This is a genomic window from Amycolatopsis sp. lyj-109 (genome assembly GCF_046548995.1).
Lineage (GTDB): Bacteria > Actinomycetota > Actinomycetes > Mycobacteriales > Pseudonocardiaceae > Amycolatopsis.
On the sequence record NZ_JAJPWR010000015.1, the window covers coordinates 42,177 to 58,602 of the forward strand.

Genomic DNA, 16,426 nt, shown 5'->3' on the forward strand with positions numbered 1-16,426 from the left:
ACTCAGCGCTCGGACATCGGGATGTAGTCCCGGGTCGCGTGGCCGGTGTAGATCTGCCGCGGGCGGCCGATCTTGGTGGCCGGGTCGTTGATCATCTCGCGCCAGTGCGCGATCCAGCCCGGGAGCCGGCCCAGCGCGAACAGCACCGTGAAGAACTTCGTGGGGAAGCCCAGCGCCCGGTAGATCAGGCCGGTGTAGAAGTCCACGTTCGGGTATAGCTTGCGCGAAATGAAGTACTCGTCGGAAAGCGCGACCTCTTCGAGCTTCTTGGCGATGTCGAGCAGCTGGTCGCCGCCCTTGAGCTTGCCCAGGATCTCGTCCGCCGTGTTCTTGATGATCTTCGCGCGCGGGTCGTAGTTCTTGTAGACCCGGTGCCCGAAGCCCATCAGCTTCACGCCCTTTTCCTTGTTCTTCACCCGCTCGACGAACTTGGCGACGTCGCCGCCGTCCTTCTGGATGCCCTCGAGCATGTCGAGCACCGCGGCGTTCGCGCCGCCGTGCAGCGGGCCGAACAGCGCGTTGATGCCGGCCGAGATCGAGGCGAACAGGTTCGCCTCGGACGAGCCGACCAGGCGCACGGTCGAGGTCGAGCAGTTCTGCTCGTGGTCGGCGTGCAGGATGAACAGCAGGTCGAGCGCCTTCGCGACGTCCGGGTCGACCTCGTACGGCTCAGCCGGGAAGCCGAACGTCATCCGCAGGAAGTTCTCGACCAGGCCGAGCGAGTTGTCCGGGTACAGCAGCGGCTGGCCCACGGACTTCTTGTACGCGTAGGCGGCCAGCGTCGGCACCTTGGCGAGCAGCCGGATCGTGGACAGCTCGACGTTCGGCTCGTCGAACGGGTCGAGCGAGTCCTGGTAGAAGGTCGACAGCGCCGACACCGCGCTGGACAGGACCGGCATCGGGTGCGCGTCACGCGGGAAGCCGCTGAAGAACGCCTTGAGGTCCTCGTGCAGCAGCGTGTGCCGCTGGATCTTCTCGGTGAAGTCGGCCAGCTGGGTCTCGGTCGGCAGCTCGCCGTAGATCAGCAGGTAGGAGACCTCGACGAAGGTCGACTTCTCGGCCAGCTGCTCGATCGGGTAGCCGCGGTAGCGGAGAATGCCGGCGTCACCGTCGATGTAGGCGATGGCGGACGACGCCGCACCGGTGTTGACGAAACCCGGGTCGTAGGTGATGTACCCCGTCTGCGCCAGCAGCTTGCCCAGCTCGATCCCCGGCGCGCCCTCGACCGGGTGGACGATCTTGAACTCGTGCTCGCCACTCGGCAGGGTCAGCTTCGCGGTTTCGCCGCCGGACTGCCCCGCAGTCGTCGCGTCGGACATGCAAGTCCCTCTCACGTTGGGCACGGGCCGGCGGCGCCTGTACGTTCCACAGGTAGCCACGTGTTCACGCGAGGAAACACTGGCGCCTCGCTGCACACCGCCCCGCTGGGGTATGAAGAATGCCCCTCAACGTTAGTCGAGAAACCCGCCTTCGCGCAGCGGCGACGTTGCTCCCGGGGGCCCCTTTGGGACCAGGTTCACACGGTGGCGGCCATGTCGGCGGACGTGGGCGGCTCGGCGCCGCTGCGGGACACCGTGATCGACGCCGCTTTCGCCGCGTACGTGAGAGCCTCTCGCCACGCGCCCGCGTCGAGAGAGTCCAGGTCGGTGGCCTCCCGGGTGTGCAGCCAGGCCAGCAGCGCGCCGTGCACGGTGTCGCCCGCGCCGATGGTGTCCACGACGGTGACCTTCCGCGAGGGCACGTGGGCCAGCTCACCTGCGGCGGTGATCACCGAGAGCCCGTCGGCGCCCCGGGTGAGCACCACGGCGTCCACACCGGACTCGATCCACGTCTTCGCGGCGGCCACCGGGTCGGCGCCTTCGGTGAGCCACGCGGCGTCGTCGTCGGAGATCTTCAGCAGCCGGACGTCCGGCAGCCAGGAGGCGAACCGGGCCCGGTAGGCCGCCGGGTCGGTGATGAGCGCCTCGCGGATGTTGGGGTCGAGCACGGTCAGCACGCCGCGGGCCGCTTCGCGCCGAAGCATCGCCTCGTACGCCGAAGCGCCGGGCTCGAGGACCATGCCGAGCGTGCCGAGTGAGAGCGCTGTCACACCTTCGGCCAGCGGCCCCGGATCGGCGACCAGCCGGTCGGCGGTGCCCTCGACGTAGAACGTGTAGCGCGCGGCGCCCTTCGCGTCGAGCGCCACCACGGCCAGCGTCGTCGGCTCGGCGCCGCGCTGCAGCAGCGAGGTGTCGACGGCGGAGTCGTGCAGCCGATCGATCATCGCTTCGCCGAAGCGGTCGGTGGACACGCGGGAGAAGAACGCCGCCGGCACGCCGAGCCGCCCGGCGGCCAGCGCGACGTTGTACGGGCCGCCGCCCAGCCGGGGCAGCAGCGCGCGCAGCCCACCGTCCACAGTGGAATCCAAGGGGTCGCCGGGAACCAGGTCGACCAGAGCTTCTCCGCCTACGACGATCACGCGTGGAGTTTAATTCACCGCGGCCTGACAATTCCTGTCCGCTATTTGTTCAAGCCGCCGAGCAGCAGCTCCCCCAACGCGGTGAACGCGACCGCGTCGGACACGTCGGTCCGCTGGGCGAGCACGCCGGTCTGGATGCCCTCGATGATCAGCCCGGTCATCTCGGCCGCCAGCCGGGCGTGGACGTCGCGGAACACCCCGTCGGCGACGCCCTTGTCGATGAACTGCCGGAGCCGTCGCGCGGCGAAGCGGCTGTTGAGCTGGTAGGCCTCCCGGGCCGGGCCGAATTCGGCGAGGTCCCGCATGAAGGCGGCGGAGGCCCGGTCGAGGTGCTCGGCGACGCCGGCCAGGTACTCCCCGATGAGCTTGGGCGCGTCGTCGATGCCGGCGATCCGCTCCTCGATCCGCTCCGCGGCGCCCCGGAAGAACCGGGTGACCACCTTGACGGCGAGCTGCTCCTTACTGGGCGCGAGCGCGTAGAGCGTCGACTTCGAGCAGCGCAGCCGGCCGGCGAGGTCGTCCAGCGTGAAGGCGGCGAAGCCCTCGGCCAGGAAGAGCGCCTCGAGCTCGCCGAGCAGCACCTGCTGACGCGCGGTCGGCCGGCGGCGGGGTTCGGGGCGCATCGGCTCACTATCTCCTACGTCTTCCGGCCACCCCAGGCCTCCCGTACTGTACTCTCAATAGACCCACAGTACTGTTTTCAGTACAGTTTTGGAGGACATCGATGCCCGCCGAACGCCTGCTGCCCGATTCCGACGCCGAAGCCCTGGTCGCGTTGGCGACGGAGATCGCGCGCGACGAACTCGCACCCCGGGCGGCAGCGGCGGAAGAAGCCGAGCAGTTCCCGCGCGAGCAGTTCCGCCTGCTCGGCAAGTCCGGCCTGCTGGGCCTGCCGTACCCGGAACGCTGGGGCGGCGGCGCCGTGCCGTACGAGGTCTACCTCCAGGTCCTGGAGGAGATTTCGACAGCGTGGATGACGGTCGGCGTCGGGCTGTCGGTGCACACGATGTCCTGCTACGCGCTGACGGAGTACGGCACCGGCGAGCAGCGCGACCGCTGGCTGCCGGACATGCTCGAAGGCTCGCTCCTGGGTGCGTACGCGCTGTCGGAGACGAACGCGGGCTCGGACGCGGCGGCGCTGTCGACGCGCGCGCGTCTCGACGGCTCGGACTACGTCGTCAACGGCACCAAGGCGTGGATCACTCACGCGGGCGTGGCCGACTTCTACACGACGATGGTCCGCACGGGCGAATCCGAGATCTCGTGCCTGCTGGTCGACGGCGCCACCGAGGGCCTGTCGGCGGCGGCCCGGGAGCGGAAGATGGGCCTGACCGGCTCCCCGACGGCCCAGCTGATCTTCGACGACGCGCGCGTGCCTTCTTCGCGGCTCTTGGGTTCCCCGGGTGCCGGGCTCCGCATCGCGCTGTCGTCGCTGAGCTCGGGCCGGCTCGGGATCGCGGCGTGCGCGGTGGGCCTGGCCCAGGCGGCGCTGGACGAAGCCGTGACGTACGCGAAGGGGCGCTCGCAGTTCGGCCGCCCGATCATCGACTTCCAGGGCATCGAGTTCCTGCTGGCGGACATGGCCGCGACGGTGGAGGCGTCCCGGGCGCTGTACCTGGACGCGGCCCGGCGGCGGGACCGCGGGATGCCGTTCCAGCGCCAGGCGTCGATCGCCAAGCTGGTGGCGACGGACGGCGCGATGAAGGTGACGACGGACGCCGTGCAGGTCCTCGGCGGGGCCGGGTACACGCGGGACTTCCCGGTCGAGCGGTACATGCGCGAGGCGAAGGTGCCGCAGATCTTCGAAGGAACGAACCAGATCCAGCGGCTCGTCATCGCACGGGAGCTGAAGAACGCGTAGCTCGATCCAGCGACCGGTGTCGCTCTTCGGTGACGGATAGCGTGGCGGAATGCCCGGTCATCTGCTGACCATCGAGGAGTACGCGGCGCTCGGTGGCACCGGCTTCGGTTTCACCGAGCTGATGGAGGGCCGCGTGGTCAGCTGCCCCGGCTCCGGCCGGCGCCACGACCTGGCCGTCTGCCTGCTGGCCGCCGCACTCGAACGACAACTGCCCGCCGGGCTCGCGTTCGTCGTCGCCAACGACCTGGACCTCGGCCTGGCACCGGACGACGGGCCCGGCTCCGCCCGCCGCCCGGACCTGCTGGTCCTCGACCGGGCCGCGTTCGAGCGCGGCGACCGCCTGCTCCACGCGAAGGACGTGGTCCTGGTGGCCGAGGTGGTGGCACCGGGTTCGAAACGCACGGACTACCGGGTGAAGCGCGACGAGTACGCCGACGCGGGGATCCCGCACTACTGGATCGTCGACCTCGCCGAGCCGGTTTCGCTGGTCGCCTGCCGGACCGGCGGCGCGGGCTATGCCGACGCGCCGGCGGTCAGCGGGACGTTCAGCACTGACGTTCCGTTCCCGGTGCGGCTCGAACTCGGCGCGCTGGTTCCCTGAACGGACGGGTGGCACGAGGTTCACCGCGTCGAGGTAAAGGTGTCACACGCTCGGTACAGATACGGTTACTCTTGGTTGCACCAGAGCCGTGAGACAATGCCGGGCGACGTGAGGAGCCGCTGTGATTGCACTTCCCAAGCCGGGCCCTACTCGACGGTGGGAGATCCCGGATCACCTGCTGACGATCGAGGAGTACGCGGCGCTCGGTGAAACCGACACAGGTTTCACCGAACTCGTGGAAGGCCGCGTCGTGATGTCCCCCAGCCCCATCCCCGATCACAACATCGTGCTGTTCGAACTCGGTCCGCAACTTGCCGGACAGCTGCCGAGCCACCTCCGCGCTCTGCCCGAAACCGATGTGAACCTCGGCTTGGCACCTGCGGGCAGCCCTGGTTTTTCCCGGCGCCCGGACATGCTCATCGTCGAGAGAGCGGGGATTGAGCGAGTTCGACAGGACCGTTCCATGCTGCGAGCGGAGGAAGTAGCCGTTGTCATCGAAATCGTGTCGCCGGGCTCGAAGCGCACCGACTACCGCGTGAAGCACGACGAGTACGCCGACGCCGGGATCCCGCACTACTGGATCATCGACATGAGCGACCCCATCTCGCTGGTCGCTTGTCACCAAGCCGGCGAGTTCGGCTACCTGGACGCCACCGCGGTGACCGGCACCTTCGCCACCGACGTCCCGTTCCCGGTCAAGATCGACCTGAACGCACTCCTCGACTGATCGGGCAGCACGCCGGAACCGCCCGGTCACCGGCGTGCCGCCCGAAACTCAGCGGGTCTCCCGGTAGCGGCGGTCCTTCGACACGCCTTCACCGAGCGACTCATCGAAGTGATACACCTCGTCGCCGCGAACGAAGACGCGCAGCGCACGATTCATCACATCGAGGGGATCGCCCGACCACAGCACCACGTCGGCGTCCAGACCCGGCTTCAGCGAGCCGATCTGCCCGTCGAGGCCGAGCATCGATGCCGGGTTGACGGTCAGCGAACGCAGCGCCGTCGCCGGGTCGAGGCCGTCCTTCACCGCGAGGGCCGCCTGGTACACCAGGAAGTTGATCGGGATCACCGGGTGGTCGGTGGTGATCGCGATCTTCACGCCCGCGCGGGCCAGGATGCCGGCCGAACGCAGCGTGCGGTTGCGGAGCTCGACCTTGGACTTCGTCGTGAACAGCGGGCCCAGGATGACCGGGACGTCCCGCTCGGCCAGCAGGTCCGCGATCAGGTGGCCTTCGGTGCCGTGGTTGATCACCAGCTTGTAGCCGAACTCGTCGGCCAGCCGGATCGCCGTCACGATGTCGTCCGCGCGGTGGACGTGCTGGTCCCAGTACAGCTCGCCGTCGAGGACCTTCGACAGCGTCTCCAGCGTCAGGTCCACCTCGTGCGGCTTGCCCTCGGACTCCGCGTGCGCGCGCTTCGCCTGGTAGTTGCGGGCCTTGGTGAACGCCTCGCGCAGGATCGCCGCGACCCCCAGCCGCGTCGACGGCGTCTGCTTCTTCTCGCCGTACACGCGCTTCGGGTTTTCGCCGAGCGCGCTCTTCACGCTGACGTGCTCCGCGAAGACCATGTCGAGGATGCTGCGGCCCCAGGTCTTGACGCCGATCGTCTGGCCGCCGATCGGGTTGCCGGAGCCGGGCTTGATGACGACGCTCGTGATGCCGCCGGCGAGGGCGTCGTCGAAGCCGGGCTCGTAGGGGTCGATGCCGTCGACGGCGCGGAAGCGGGCGCCGTTCGGGTCGGTCATCTCGTTGGTGTCGTTGCCGGCCCAGCCCTCGCCGTCCTCGTGGACGCCGAGGTGGGCGTGGGCGTCGAAGAAGCCGGGCAGCACCCAGGTGCCGGCCGCGTCGACCAGTTCGGCGTCCTCCGGGATGTCGACATCGGCCTCGGTGCCGACCGCGACGATCTTGCCGCCGTCGATCAGGACCGTGCCGCCTTCGATGGGATCACCGTCGATGGGGACGACATGGCCCCCGACAATTGCCTTCGCCATAGTTCGCCACGCTAACGAACTCACTCGGGCGGGCGCACGCGGGCCTTCTCCAAGTGCACCAGCTCGTGGTTGTTCTCCGGTGTCCGGTGCGTCTCCCGGTACCCGTGCTTGGCGTACAGGTGCAGTGGCCCGACGCTGTTCGAGCCGGTGAACAGCCGGAACAGCGTCACCTCCGGCGGGGCCGCCGACTCCGCGAACCGCAGCAACCCGCCGCCCAGCCCGGCCCCCTGGCGGTCCGGCGCGACGACCAGGCGGCCGATCACCGCGACCGGCCCGGTCACCGTCAGCCGCACCGACGCCACCAGACGACCCGACTCGCGCACACCCCAGGACAGGCCCGCGAGGGCCGCACGGGTCTCATCGAGGGTCTCCAGCAACGGCGGCAGGTCCAGGTCCCCGTGCGCCCGGGCCTCGGTGACGTACGCGGCCCGTTGCAGTGTCAGGACTTCACCCGCGTCGGCGACGCCCAGGCGAAGGGGCGTCACCGGACCCGGATGCCCCAGCTGCCCGACCACGACGCCGACGGCTCCAGCTCGATCAGGTCGGTGCCCGTGTTGAGCGCGTCGGCCGGGCAGGTCATCGGCTCGATCGCGACCGCCCGGCCGCGGCCGATCAGGTCGTCCGGGGTGAACACCTGGGCCCAGCGGAAGTCGGGGCCGGTCCAGACGAGCAGTTCCTGGCCGTCGTGGCTGAAGACGATGTGGTGCCGGCCGTCCTCGGCCGCCGCGAGGCCGCCGAACGCCGTGTCCAGGTTGACGCCCGCCAGCACGCGGCCGGCGCGGAAGTCGTACTCCGTGCCTTCGACGTCCTGCTCTTCGGCGTACGGCATCTGCTCTTCGGGCAACGACGGCCGGACGCGGCTCGCGGGCAGCGTCAGCGTCAGCTCGTCGGTCGGGACGTCACCGATCCGGAAGTACGGGTGCGTGCCGACGCCGACACCGATCGGCTGCTCGCCTTCGTTGCGGATCTCGTGGGTGACGATCAGCTCGCGCGGCGCGACCTCGTACGTCACGGTCGCACGCAGCGGCACCGGCCAGCCGGGCCGCACCTCGACGTCGACGGCCAGGGTGACCGACGACTCGGCGTGCTCCAGCAGCTCCCATTCGAGGTGGCGGGTCAGGCCGTGGATGGCGTTGCCGCGCGCTTCCTCGGTGACGTCGAGCTGCTGCTTCTCCCCCTGGAACGTCCACTGGCCACCCTTGGTCCGGTTCGGCCAGGGCAGCAGCACCTGCCCGGCGCCCATCGGCGGCTTCGCGTCTTCCGGGAACTCCTCGACGTACGGCACGCCGCCGACTTCGAACGCGCGCAGGCCGGCCCCGATTTCGGTGACGACGGCGCGCGCGTTGCCGCGGGTGATCTCGAACTGCTGACCGGTCGGGTTGCCCATGCGGACGACCTTACCGATCCACGAAGTCACTAGACCGGTCGTCATAGTTTGCGCTACGGTCGGGTCATGGTTCGCCGCACCGACACGCGGCAGCGGATGCTCGACACCGCCGCCGACCTGTTCCAGACCCAGGGCTACCACGCCACCGGCCTCACCCAGCTGACGACGGCCGGTGGCGCGCCGAAGGGGTCGCTCTACTTCCACTTCCCCGGCGGCAAGGAGCAGCTCGCCGCCGAAGCCGTCCGGCTTTCCAGCGCGCGCACCGGCGCCCTCCTCGAAGCCATTCTCGCCGACGCCCCCGACCCCGCGACCGGGATCGACCGCGCGGTCGACGCGCTCGCGGGTTTCCTGACCGAATCGGACTTCCAGCGCGGCTGTCCACTCGCGACAGTCGCCCTCGACGCCGCCGCGGCGAGCGAACCCATCCGGGAAGCGTGCACGGACGGCTACGCGTCCTGGCACGGAATCCTCAGGGGATACCTTGCCACGCAAGACCTTTCCGCCGAGCGCGCCGACGAGCTCGCCACCGTCGTGCTCGCCGCGATCGAAGGCGGGCTGCTGCTGGCCCGCACCCGCCGCGACCTCGTGCCACTGCGCGCCGTCGCCGCCCACCTGCACACGACCCTCGACCGGGAGTTCTCCTGATGCGCGTCCACCACCTCAACTGCGGCACCATGCGCCCCCTGGGCGGCAAGCTGATCGACGGCCGGCCCGGCGTGTTCCGGCGCGCCACCATGGTCTGCCACTGCCTGCTGCTGGAGACCGGCACGGGCCTCGTGCTCGTCGAGACGGGCATGGGCACACCGGCCGCCGTCGACCGGAACGCCTGGCTGGGCGCCGGGTTCGTCCGGCAGTCCAACCCGATCGCCGACCCGGCGCAGACGGCGATCGCGCAGATCCGGGCGCTCGGCTTCGACCCGGCCGACGTCCGCGACATCGTGCTGACCCACCTCGACCTCGACCACGCCGGCGGGCTCATCGACTTCCCGTGGGCGCGCGTGCACGTGTACGCCGAGGAGCTGCGGGCGTTCACCGAACCGCGCGCCGACGAACGCGGCCGGTACCGCCGGATCCAGTTCGCCCATGGTCCACAGTGGACGTCCTATGCGGACAGCGGCGAGCCGTGGTTCGGCTTCGACGCCGTCCGGCAGCTCGACGGCCTGCCGCCGGAGATCCTGCTGGTCCCGCTCTCCGGGCACACGCGCGGACACGCCGGGATCGCCGTCGACACCAGTCGAGGCTGGCTGCTCAACGCGGGTGACTCGTACTTCTTCCACGGGCAGGTCGATCCGGCCGCGGCGCACTGCCCGCCGGGCCTGAAGTGGTTCGAGGGCCGCATGGAAACCGTCGGTGGTGCCCGACTGGACAATCACCGCCGCCTGCGCCAGCTTGTTCAGGAGCACGGCGACGAGGTCACCGTCTTCGCCGCGCACGACGAGACCGAATTCCTCCGGCTGAGCACCAGGAGCAGCGTATGAAGGTGCACCACCTGAACTGCGGATCGATGCGCCCGGTGGGTGGCAAACTGCTCGACGGCGAGCCCGGCCTGCTGCGGCGGTCCGAGCTGGTCGCCCACTGCCTGCTGATCGAGACCGGTGACAGCCTGGTGCTGGTCGACACCGGGTTCGGCACGCAGGGCGTGGCCCGCCCGGGCGAGTGGCTGGGCCGTCCGTTCCTGGCGCTGGTCGGCGCCGAGCCGGCGGCCGCCGAGACGGCCGTCGCCCAGATCGAGGCCCTCGGCCTCGACCCGGCCGACGTCCGCCACATCGTGGCGACGCACCTGGACGTCGACCACGCGGGCGGGCTCGCCGACTTCCCCAACGCCGTCGTCCACGTCCGGTCCGAGGAGCACCGCGCGGCGACGTCCCCGGCGAACGCGGCCGAGAAGAACCGCTACCGCGCGGCGCAGTTCGCGCACCGCCCGCTGTGGAGCACCTACGACGAGACGGGCGAGCCGTGGTTCGGCTTCGAGGCGGTCCGTTCGCTCAAGGGCCTGCCCGAGGAGATCCTGCTGGTCCCGCTCACCGGCCACACGCGCGGCCACACCGGCGTGGCGATCGACACCGGCGACGGCTGGCTGCTGCACGCCGGCGACGCGTACTTCTTCCACGGCCAGCTGGACCCGGTCGCCCCGCACTGCCCGCCGGGGCTGACGGCGTTCCAGACCATCGTCCAGACGCTGCGCGGGCCACGGCTGGAGAACCTGGCGCGGCTGCACGAGCTGGCGCGGACCCACCAGGACGAGGTCACGGTCTTCTCGGCGCACAGCCCGGCCGAACTGGCCGCACTGCGCCGGTGATCCCGGGCAAGCACGAGGTCCGGCTGAACCAGCTCGCATCAAGCCCGGCGACACCGCGGCGGTCCTGCTGCGGGTCGGCCGCCGCATGTCCAGCTCCGGAAGATCTGCGCTCTCCCGGACTACCAGCAGGTGCCGGCGTTCCGCCTGGTCGCCGCGCTGTTCGCGGTCGCGGACGACCGGCGGCGCGCGCTGTGCGCGGGGCAGTGCACACACAGGTGGCACCACTTGTGATCCAAGGGGAACCGGATGATCCCCAGCCCTGCACCTCGACGGCGGGACACCGCAGCTGACCAAGCTCGTCGACCGGTCGGAGCCGATGATCGCCAAGGCAGCCGCCGCGCCGGACCGCGCCACCGTGCTCTACCAGACCTCGCAGGGCGAGTGGTTCTCGTCGCCGGTCACGCCCGGCGCGATCGCGCGGCCCGCGTTCCCGCAGCTGCCGTCCACGGGAACCCGGTCGGACCGGCAGCTCGTCGGCTGGGCCTGATCAGCCGGCCGCGAGAGCCTGCTTGACGAGCGGGGCGAGCTGCTCCGGCGTCATCTTGGCCGGACCGGTGTAGTTGACCAGCACCGGCGTGCCCTCCACCAGCTCACCCGCGACGAGGGTCGCGGCCTTCTGGCCGTCGACGTAGTAGACGGCGCCGTCCGGGAAGCCCGGGACGTCCTGCGCGCCCGGCTTCGCGTTCTTGATCGCCGCGACCAGCTCGGCGGGCTTGCCCTTCTTGCCCTCGTAGCGGGTGACCGCGAGCTTGCCCGCAGCCTTCCCGTCGTGCTGGTACTCGCAGTTGCGCGCTTTGCCGCCGTTGGCCGCGTTGTCCTGGACCGGGCCCGCGACGGCCTTGAGGTTGTCGAGGAACAGCGCCTTGGAGACGGCCTCCGCGGGCAGCAGCTTGCACGGGTCGAGCGCCGCGGCGGCGGCGTTGGTGCTCGGGGCCGGCTTCGGAGCCGCGGACGACGACGGGGGCTTCGACGGCTCGTTCGCGGACGAGCAGGCAGTCAACGCAGCAAAGGCGACAAAAGCGACAACTAGGGTACGCATGTTCGCACCCTACCTACCCCGTGGGCGCCCGGTATCGCCAGAACGCCGGGAGCAGGAACATCGACGCGCAGACGAGCACGATGACCAGCAACCCACCGACGCTGGCCGCGGCCGCCGTGCCGAACGCGGCGGCGCCCCAGCCGTGGGTGAGGTCGGCGATCCGCGGCCCGCCGGCGACCACGACGGTGAAAACGCCCTGGAGCCGGCCGCGCATCTCGTCGGTGGTCGCGACCTGCAGGATCGCCATCCGGTAGACGGCGCTGACCATGTCGGCGGCGCCGGCCAGCGCCATGAAGACGACGGCGAGCCAGAGCGAGTGCGCGAGCCCGAACCCGGCCACCGCGGCACCCCACGCGCAGATCGACACGACCACCGCGACGCCTTGGCGGTGGATGCGCGTCAGCCAGCCGGAGAACAGCCCGATCAGCATCGCGCCCAACGGCAGGGCGGCGTAGAGCCAGCCGAGCGCGGGGCCGCCGCCGGGCGGGTCGCCGAAGGTGCGCTCGGCCATCTCCGGGATCAGTGCCCGCGGCATCCCGAAGACCATCGCGATGATGTCGGCGACGAAGGAGGCCAGCAGGATCTTCTGCCCGGCGAGGTACCGGAAGCCGTCGACGACGTCCTGGACCCCGGCGCGGCGCGAGGGGCCGTTGAGCGGCGGGATCGACGGCAGCCGCCAGACGGCGAAGAGCGTGATCGTCAGTGCGACGACATCGACCAGGTAGAGGGTGGAGAGTCCCAGGACGGGGATCAGCGCACCGGCGAGCAGCGGCCCGAAGACGGCGCCGAAGGTGGCCATGGTCGTGTTGAGGGCGTTGGCCGACGGCAGCAGTTCGCCGGGCACGAGCCGCGCGACGACGGCGCCGCGGGTGGGCATGTTGATCGCGAAGAAGGCCTGGTTGACGGCCAGCAGGCCGAGCACGAGCCACACGGAGCCGAAGTTCGCGAAGGCCTGCAGCCAGAGCAGTGCGGAGGTGATGGCGACGCCGACGTTGGTGACGAAGAGCAGCTTCCGCCGATCGACGGCATCGGCGACGGCGCCGCCCCAGAGCCCGAAGACCAGCAGGGGCACGAGGGCGACGAGCCCGGTGAGGCCGACGTAGGCGGAGGAGCCGGTGAGGTCGAAGACCTGCTTGGGCACGGCGACGGCGGTGAGCTGGGTCCCGACGGCGGTGACCACAGTGGACAGCCAGAGCCGCCGGAAGGCCGGGATCTTGAGCGGCCGCGTGTCGACGATGATGCGGCCGAGAGCCTTGCGGATGCCCGAGCGGGGCGGCAAGGTCCCCGGTTCACCAGTCACGACAGATCAGCTTAGCGGGGCTAAGTATCTCGCGCAGGTGATTTACCTCGCCCGCAAGCGCCCCAATGTGGCCTTGGTTGCGTCTGACGCACCCAAGGCGGCCTTCGGTGCGTCTGACGCACCGAAGGCCGCCTTGGGGCGCTTGGAACTCAGGGAGCGACGCGCTCGATGTTCCAGCCGTCGTCGTTGCGCGTGTACCGCAGCCGGTCGTGCATGCGGTCCTCCCGGCCCTGCCAGAACTCCACCAGGTCCGGGCGGATCCGCCAGCCGCCCCAGTGCGGCGGTGCCGGGATCTGCTCGACGTCCGCGAAGCGGCGCTCGATGCCGTGCAGCGCGTTCTCCAAAGCCCGCCGACCGTCCACCACGCGGGACTGCGGTGACGCCCACGCCCCGAGCTGGGAGCCGCGGGGCCGCTGGGCCCAGTACTCCGCCGTCTCCTTGACGCCGACCTTCTCGACCTCGCCGCGGACGTGGACCTGGCGGTGGAGCGCGTACCAGGGGAACGTCACCGACGCGTACCGCGTCGCCGTCAGGTCGTGGCTCTTCGACGACGTGTAGTTCGTGTAGAACACCACGCCCCGGTCGTCGAGGCCCTTGCACAGCACCGTCCGGGACGACGGGCGGCCTTCGGCGTCCGCCGTCGCCAGGACCATCGCGTTCGGTTCGGGTATGCCGGCGGACACCGCCTGGTTCAGCCAGCCTTGCAACTGGTCGGTCCAGGTGGCCGCCAGCGCGGATTCGTCGAACGCCGCGCCGTCGTAGGCGACGCGCATTCCGGGCAGGCGCACTACGGCGTCTTCCACCTGGTCCTCGATCTCCGGCATCATCGCCAAACCTCCGTACCCGGTCGGGGCAGCTGTCACTTCGGCTCCTGCGCACGTTAAGGCCTCACGAGCGACAGCGGAACCCACTGAACGGTGACACCCGCCACCCCGTCCACGCCACCTGCCCGTAACCGCAGGACAACAAGCTGTAACCCCCGCGTTACCCCCCGGACCAGGATCGATACAGGACGCACCTACCTTCGGCCCGTTCCCCACCACCCCCGGAGGCAGGCATGACCGAGACCCTGTCCAACGCCGAAGAAAGCGCCCCACCGAAACGCCGGTACGCACCACTCGCGGCGAACGAAAACCGCGAGGACTACTCACTGCGCTTCGCCGCTCATTCGTTCCGGAAATGGTCCCCCTTCGTGGTCGCGACGACGGCGCTGGGCGGCATCGCCTACCTCGCCGACTTCGCGATCGGTGCCAGCATCGTCCTCTCCTACGGCTTCACCTCCGGCGTCCTGGCGATCCTCGCCGCGGCCGTCGTCATCTTCGTGACCGGCGTGCCCATCGCGGCCGCCTGCGCGAAGTCCGGAGTGGACATGGACCTGCTGACCCGCGGAGCCGGCTTCGGCTACTTCGGGTCGACGCTGACGTCGCTCGTGTACGCGAGCTTCACCGTCATCTTCTTCTCGCTCGAAGGCTCGATCATGGGCCAGGCCTTCGAGCTCGCCCTCGGCATCCCGCTGCCCATCGGCTACCTCCTGGCCACGCTCATCGTGCTGCCCTTCGCGCTCTACGGCATGGGCGCGGTCGCGAAGATGCAGACCTGGACGCAGCCGCTGTGGATCGCCGGCCTGGTGCTGCCGTTCGTCGTCGTCCTGGTCCGCGAGCCCGGCAAGTTCGCCGAGTTCGCGCACTTCGGCGGCACCGAAGGCGCCGGCTCCGGGTTCTCCGCGATCGGGTTCGGCCTCGGCATGGGCGTCGCGCTGTCGCTGATCGGGCAGATCGGTGAGCAGGCCGACTACCTGCGGTTCATGCCGGAGAAGACGGCGGAAAACAAGCGGTCGTGGTGGGCCGCCGTGCTCGCCGCCGGGCCCGGCTGGGTGATCCTCGGCGCCGCGAAGCAGATCGGCGGCGCACTGCTGGCGTTCCTCGCGCTCGGCGTGGTCGGGAAGACGCACGCGCTCGAGCCGATCGCGCCGTACCTGGAAGCGGTGAAACCCGCACTCGGGCCGGTGGCGCTGACGTTCGCCGCGCTGTTCGTCGTCGTCTCGCAGATCAAGATCAACACCACCAACGCCTACTCCGGCTCGCTGTCGTTCGCGAACTTCTTCTCCCGCGTCCTGCACAAGCACCCCGGCCGGGTCTGGTACGTGCTGGTCAACTGCGGGATCGCGCTCGCGCTGATGGAGTTCGGCGCGTTCGGCTTCCTGAACAAGATCCTCGGCTTCTACTCGAACGTCGCCATCGCGTGGATCGGCGCCGTCTGCGCCGACCTGGTGATCGCCAAGCCGCTGGGCCTGTCACCGCGCTACATCGAGTTCAAGCGGGCCTACCTGCACAAGATCAACCCGGTCGGGTTCGGCTCGATGATGGTCGCGTCGGCGGTGTCGATCGCGGCGTACTTCGGCGCGTTCGGGCAGTTCCTGGCCGCGTTCAGCCCGCTGCTCGCGCTGGTCATCGCCGTAGTGCTGGTGCCGGTGCTGGCCGTCGCGACGAAGGGCAAGTACTACCTGGCGCGGGAGAACACCGTCGCCGGGCCGGACTCCGACGTCGACCTGCTGGCGACGTACACCTGCTCGGTCTGCGGCGACCCGTACGAACTGCCCGACGTCGCCGACTGCGCGAAGCAGGACGGCCCGATCTGCTCGCTGTGCTGCACGCTCGACAACACCTGTCACGACGTGTGCCAGACGACCGGCCCGGTCGCACTCGGCCTGCCGACCGTCCGCGCCACGTGATGTCCGTGAGGGCCCTTTCCCGGAATCCGCTGCCAGGAAAGGGCCCTCACGTGAGCCGGCTTCCCCCCTGCTCCCCCACCCGGCTCGACTGTTCCACGCCGGAGGGCGCGCCGGGGTTGCCCGGGATTTCCAAGATTTTTTCCGGCCGCATGATGGCCGCCAGCATCAGCGCGCGCAGCTCCGCGCCGACGTCTTCCACCGGCAGCGGCGGCTCGTGCGCCTGCCACTCGCGCAGCAGCCCGGTGGCCGCGCCGACCAGGGCGATCGCCGTCAGCCGGTAGTCGCGGTCGGGCGCCGCGCCGTGCTCGGCCGCGCGCCGCGCCTCCGTCTCGATGAAGGTCGCCCAGCGGTCGACCCACACCTGGTGCTGCTCTTCCAGCTCCGCACTGACGCCGACGGCTTCGACGTAGTTGAGCCGCGGGAGCCGGGGGTCCACGGTGACCGTGTCGATGAAGACGTCGAGCAGCGTGGCGATGCGGGTCATGGCATCGGCTTCGGCGACGTTGTCGAGCGCGGCGGTGACGTGCTCCAGCGCGAGGCTGTTGATCCGGTCGTGGAGGGTGCGCAGCACGTCCTCCTTGCCGGTGAACTCCTCGTAGAAGTTCCGCGTCGAGACGCCGGCGCGCGCACACATCTCGGTGATCTTCGTCTGCCGGAAGCCGGCGGTGGTGAACAGCTCGAGACCGGCCGCGAGCAGCCGCTCGCGGCGGTCGGCGCGACGTTGTTCGGGAGCGACGCCGCCGTACGTGCGAGCCAA

The 16,426-nt window shown here is 70.1% G+C and carries 18 protein-coding genes and 1 pseudogene; 9 read left to right on the plus strand and 10 right to left on the minus strand.

Annotated features, from left to right (window positions below; translation table 11 throughout):
* Positions 1-2: 2 nt before the first annotated feature.
* The 3 genes from ACLJQF_RS30175 to ACLJQF_RS30185 all read right to left on the minus strand — a co-directional run bounded on the left by ACLJQF_RS30175 (position 3) and on the right by ACLJQF_RS30185 (position 3,081).
* The gene (locus tag ACLJQF_RS30175; protein WP_410613726.1) at positions 3-1,319 is read right to left on the minus strand and encodes a citrate synthase; all 1,317 of its coding nucleotides are present in this window, start codon (positions 1,317-1,319) and stop codon (positions 3-5) included.
* Between the two features lie 197 nt (positions 1,320-1,516).
* Positions 1,517-2,458: a carbohydrate kinase family protein gene (locus ACLJQF_RS30180; protein WP_410613727.1), complete on the minus strand. Its 942-nt coding sequence runs from the start codon at positions 2,456-2,458 to the stop codon at positions 1,517-1,519.
* A gap of 41 nt (positions 2,459-2,499) precedes the next feature.
* On the minus strand, positions 2,500-3,081 hold the full coding sequence (locus ACLJQF_RS30185) for a TetR/AcrR family transcriptional regulator (RefSeq protein ID WP_410613728.1): 582 nt from the start codon (positions 3,079-3,081) through the stop codon (positions 2,500-2,502).
* Positions 3,082-3,182: 101 nt separating this feature from the next.
* On the opposite strand from ACLJQF_RS30185, the gene ACLJQF_RS30190 reads away from it, so the two are divergent.
* The 3 genes from ACLJQF_RS30190 to ACLJQF_RS30200 all read left to right on the plus strand — a co-directional run bounded on the left by ACLJQF_RS30190 (position 3,183) and on the right by ACLJQF_RS30200 (position 5,647).
* On the plus strand, positions 3,183-4,319 hold the full coding sequence (locus ACLJQF_RS30190; RefSeq protein WP_410613729.1) for an acyl-CoA dehydrogenase family protein: 1,137 nt from the start codon (positions 3,183-3,185) through the stop codon (positions 4,317-4,319).
* 49 nt (positions 4,320-4,368) lie between these two features.
* Positions 4,369-4,920, plus strand: coding sequence for a Uma2 family endonuclease (locus tag ACLJQF_RS30195; protein ID WP_410613730.1), 552 nt, complete (start codon positions 4,369-4,371; stop codon positions 4,918-4,920).
* Positions 4,921-5,041: 121 nt separating this feature from the next.
* Positions 5,042-5,647 (plus strand): Uma2 family endonuclease, encoded by a 606-nt coding sequence (locus ACLJQF_RS30200; protein ID WP_410613731.1) that lies wholly within the window; start codon positions 5,042-5,044, stop codon positions 5,645-5,647.
* A gap of 48 nt (positions 5,648-5,695) precedes the next feature.
* Here ACLJQF_RS30200 and ACLJQF_RS30205 read toward each other — a convergent pair whose 3' ends face one another.
* The 3 genes from ACLJQF_RS30205 to ACLJQF_RS30215 are packed head-to-tail and all read right to left on the minus strand — an operon-like array spanning position 5,696 to position 8,300.
* The gene (locus tag ACLJQF_RS30205) at positions 5,696-6,913 is read right to left on the minus strand and encodes an amidohydrolase (RefSeq protein WP_410613732.1); all 1,218 of its coding nucleotides are present in this window, start codon (positions 6,911-6,913) and stop codon (positions 5,696-5,698) included.
* A 20-nt stretch (positions 6,914-6,933) separates the two neighbouring features.
* Positions 6,934-7,428, minus strand: coding sequence for a GNAT family N-acetyltransferase (locus ACLJQF_RS30210; RefSeq protein ID WP_410613733.1), 495 nt, complete (start codon positions 7,426-7,428; stop codon positions 6,934-6,936).
* Entirely contained in the window at positions 7,395-8,300 is a 906-nt protein-coding gene (locus ACLJQF_RS30215; RefSeq protein ID WP_410613734.1) for an aldose 1-epimerase family protein, read from the minus strand. Before ACLJQF_RS30215 ends, ACLJQF_RS30210 begins: the two co-directional genes overlap by 34 nt.
* 66 nt (positions 8,301-8,366) lie before the next feature.
* Here ACLJQF_RS30215 and ACLJQF_RS30220 point away from each other — a divergent pair, with 66 nt between their 5' ends.
* The 5 genes and pseudogenes from ACLJQF_RS30220 (at position 8,367) to ACLJQF_RS30240 (ending at position 11,086) form a co-directional block, all read left to right on the plus strand.
* Positions 8,367-8,945 carry a TetR/AcrR family transcriptional regulator gene (locus ACLJQF_RS30220; RefSeq protein WP_410613735.1) on the plus strand — a complete coding sequence of 193 codons (579 nt, stop codon included), beginning with the start codon at positions 8,367-8,369 and terminating at the stop codon, positions 8,943-8,945.
* Positions 8,945-9,778, plus strand: a complete 834-nt coding sequence (locus ACLJQF_RS30225) for an MBL fold metallo-hydrolase (RefSeq protein ID WP_410613736.1) — start codon at positions 8,945-8,947, stop codon at positions 9,776-9,778. Before ACLJQF_RS30220 ends, ACLJQF_RS30225 begins: the two co-directional genes overlap by 1 nt.
* A complete protein-coding gene (locus ACLJQF_RS30230) occupies positions 9,775-10,599 on the plus strand; it encodes an MBL fold metallo-hydrolase (protein WP_410613737.1) in 825 nt (274 codons plus the stop codon). The genes ACLJQF_RS30225 and ACLJQF_RS30230 overlap by 4 nt, the downstream gene beginning before the upstream one ends.
* Before the next feature lie 99 nt (positions 10,600-10,698).
* Positions 10,699-10,830, plus strand: a pseudogene (locus ACLJQF_RS30235) (DUF5958 family protein); the annotation flags it as partial.
* A gap of 85 nt (positions 10,831-10,915) precedes the next feature.
* Complete coding sequence (locus ACLJQF_RS30240) at positions 10,916-11,086, plus strand: hypothetical protein (RefSeq protein WP_410613738.1); 171 nt, start codon at positions 10,916-10,918, stop codon at positions 11,084-11,086.
* Here ACLJQF_RS30240 and ACLJQF_RS30245 read toward each other — a convergent pair whose 3' ends face one another.
* The 3 genes from ACLJQF_RS30245 to pdxH form a co-directional block, all read right to left on the minus strand.
* Positions 11,087-11,638: a DUF3558 family protein gene (locus ACLJQF_RS30245; RefSeq protein ID WP_410613739.1), complete on the minus strand. Its 552-nt coding sequence runs from the start codon at positions 11,636-11,638 to the stop codon at positions 11,087-11,089.
* Between the two features lie 13 nt (positions 11,639-11,651).
* Positions 11,652-12,917 (minus strand): MFS transporter, encoded by a 1,266-nt coding sequence (locus ACLJQF_RS30250; protein ID WP_410613916.1) that lies wholly within the window; start codon positions 12,915-12,917, stop codon positions 11,652-11,654.
* Between the two features lie 170 nt (positions 12,918-13,087).
* Positions 13,088-13,765, minus strand: a complete 678-nt coding sequence (gene pdxH / locus ACLJQF_RS30255; protein ID WP_410613917.1) for a pyridoxamine 5'-phosphate oxidase — start codon at positions 13,763-13,765, stop codon at positions 13,088-13,090.
* 230 nt (positions 13,766-13,995) lie between these two features.
* Here pdxH and ACLJQF_RS30260 point away from each other — a divergent pair, with 230 nt between their 5' ends.
* Entirely contained in the window at positions 13,996-15,669 is a 1,674-nt protein-coding gene (locus tag ACLJQF_RS30260) for a purine-cytosine permease family protein (protein WP_410613740.1), read from the plus strand.
* Between the two features lie 46 nt (positions 15,670-15,715).
* Here the strand turns inward: ACLJQF_RS30260 and ACLJQF_RS30265 are convergent, their stop codons facing one another.
* Positions 15,716-16,426, minus strand: a complete 711-nt coding sequence (locus ACLJQF_RS30265) for a TetR/AcrR family transcriptional regulator (RefSeq protein WP_410613741.1) — start codon at positions 16,424-16,426, stop codon at positions 15,716-15,718.